This is a genomic window from Chamaesiphon sp. OTE_75_metabat_556 (assembly GCF_031378165.1).
In the GTDB taxonomy this organism is placed as follows: domain Bacteria; phylum Cyanobacteriota; class Cyanobacteriia; order Cyanobacteriales; family Chamaesiphonaceae; genus Chamaesiphon.
Genome location: NZ_JANNDR010000033.1, coordinates 1 through 2,612, shown reverse-complemented (window position 1 = coordinate 2,612; position 2,612 = coordinate 1). Strand labels below are relative to the sequence as shown.

At 46.2% G+C, this 2,612-nt stretch carries 1 protein-coding gene and 2 pseudogenes; all 3 read right to left on the bottom strand.

The features are described from left to right. Positions 1-1,033: pseudogene (locus tag RMO27_RS23705) on the bottom strand (AAA-like domain-containing protein); the annotation flags it as partial. Between the two features lie 372 nt (positions 1,034-1,405). Further along, a pseudogene (locus RMO27_RS23700) lies at positions 1,406-1,804 on the bottom strand (DUF3365 domain-containing protein); the annotation flags it as partial. Between the two features lie 172 nt (positions 1,805-1,976). After that, the coding region (locus RMO27_RS01600; protein ID WP_309728472.1) for an AAA-like domain-containing protein at positions 1,977-2,612 on the bottom strand (636 nt) is incomplete at its 5' end.

The window sequence follows — 2,612 nt, the reverse complement described above, 5'->3', positions numbered from 1 at the left end:
ATAAGTGAGTCGATCGATCGCTTCTGAGGAGTCGATCTCGGATGGTTTTAAGATGTTCTGGCTCATCCTGAATTTCCCAATTATCGACGATCTGAGTTTGAACTAGATGCTGAACCCATTGAGCGTCCCCATTGGCAGGGACGATCGAAGTAGCGTTGCGAATCAGGTTGCACAATCTTTGAGTCAGGAACGGCTGTCCGCTCGTCCAAGCCAATATTTCTTTGAGTAAAGTTTGGGGATTACCGACTTTCTGTGCCAATCCTTGCAGGAGCGGCTGGGCTTCGTGTTCTTTAAAGCCCTCTAGATGAATCGATCGACCGATATTAAACGGGGTGATCTGAGTATTGGTAATTAAATCTGACGGCGCAGCTACCCCAAATAGCACAAAAGTCAAGCGTTGATAGCTGGGATCGATCGTCCGTTGATTGTAACAAGAACGAATCAGCGCAAAGAAGTCATTAACTGAGAAATTCAAACCCAAAATGCAATCAATTTCATCGATAAAAATCACAATTTGAGTTGATGGTGTACCGACTTCAACTAATATAATTGATTCGATAAATTCACCTAACCGCTGCACTGGCGAAAGATCGACGCGCTCTTGCCACCAGGCTTTGAATTTAACTTTGGGTTGCAAATCGAATCGTTGCCATAGCTCGAACGCAAATCCTTTATACCATTGTTCCGGCGTGATGTGTTCGCTGCCAATCCGCGTCATATCGATCGGCGCGCAACAGACACCCTCATGCTGAAGATGCTTAATCATCCGCACCATCAGGCTCGATTTACCCATCTGACGAGGATTGAGAACATAGCAAAATTCACCCTGTCGTAAGGCTTTATAGAGGTAGCGATCGGCAGATCTCACTACATAGGTAGGTGCATCCATTGGCAGACTACCGCCAATTTGATAGTCAAAAGTATCGGCGTGCTCGAAATTGCGAAGTAACTCGTTTTCAAAGATAAGTTCTGCTTGGGTAGCTTTGAGAATTCCCAGGGTTTGCGAGAGTTCTTGAGTGCGTTCGGCGACGGCATCACTAAGATTTTGCTCGCGAACAACTACCTCGTTAGCCATGTGTTGAAAGGCTCTGGCTAACTGTCCAGCTTCATCGATGCGGCGGGCAACTTTGATCAAAGATGGCGTACTAAACGTCTCTGCCTGAGCCACTGTCATCGCTTCCGTGCCAAAAAACTTTTGAGCGATCTCCGTCAGTTGTTTGAGCGGATTAATCACTGTGCGCTGCAATAAGACATTAATAGACGAGGTAGCAACTGCAAAAATTGCCACAAAAATGCCCATGATTAAAGCAAACCACGATCGCGATTGAGACACTAATTCGTCAGCGGGGACGTAGACTGTTTGAGCGGAAACGATTTCATTGAGTTTCCAACCATAGCCGTTGGTGGTGCCGTAGCTAGCCACTAAGCTCTTTGGTGCGGCTGCGACAATGCCGTGACATAGCAAACAGCTTTTGTCTTTCACGGCGAGGGGGCGAGAGATGTAAAACAATTTTTTGCCGTCGATCTCGCGATAGCCAGAGAGCTTGCTAAGACTAGTTTGAGTGCGAAATTGATTTACGAGCCGACGCTCGAACTCGTCGGCTAAGTCGAGCGGATTTGTTGGGTTTAGAGTCGCCTCTTTGTAAAGGAAATCTCGATATTCAGGGTGTTTGCGAAAGATATCAAACACTGCGTTGGTAGCAAAGGGTGGAATACTTTCGCGAATGAATGTTGGCGAAGTATATAATTGACGTTTGAGGATTGGTTCGATACTTTGGCTGTTATAGTCTCTAAATGCGTTCATCGATTGGACGAACATTTCTGCCCGCATCACGATATTTTTAGTTGTTTCGTTTTGAGCAATATTAGTCAGCAAAACGCCACCAGCAATCGTCCCGATCGCAAAAATAATCGCTAGCAATATTGTAAATCTGTCGCCTAATTTGCGATTTTGGAGCATTTGATTTCCTCTCAAATTAGGCTGTAAAAGCCCGTTGATATAACTCACAACCAGGAATGACCGTATCACCCGATCGTTCGATCAGTCCGAGACTACTTAACTTATAAGCCAAAATTGGTTCGAGTGCGATCGGTTCGGTAGCACTTAAAACAGCATCGAGCGCGACGGCTAATTCGGGATGCGCTGCCAAGACTACTCGATGAGTCTGTAAGTGATAACTATAAATTCCGGTAGCCGTGGGGGCAGTTTCCAGTAGTTGTGTCAGGGTGAGATCGCCACGACTCAAGTGATAGAGGGCGATATTGACCAACATCGGATGTCCGCCGACTAGATCCATCAATTGCTCGGTTTGGACACCATGCTCCCAGTCTAGTCCATACCGCCTAGCTAATTCCTGCACCGCCACTCGATCGAATGTATTGAGCTGAATTGGCAATCCCACATTAAACGGCGATTGATTGAGTTGCAGGGGCACGTAAATTTCGGTGGAATGTACCACGATTAGGCGGAGTTTTTGCCAGAGTGGATAGATCTTGGCTTCTTCAAACCACGATCGCAGTAGCGGTAAGAAATCCTTGGCAACCTGGGGATGCTCAAAAATCTGATTGACTTCATCTAGAGCAAAAACTAGGGAAGTGGAAATTTCGGGAAG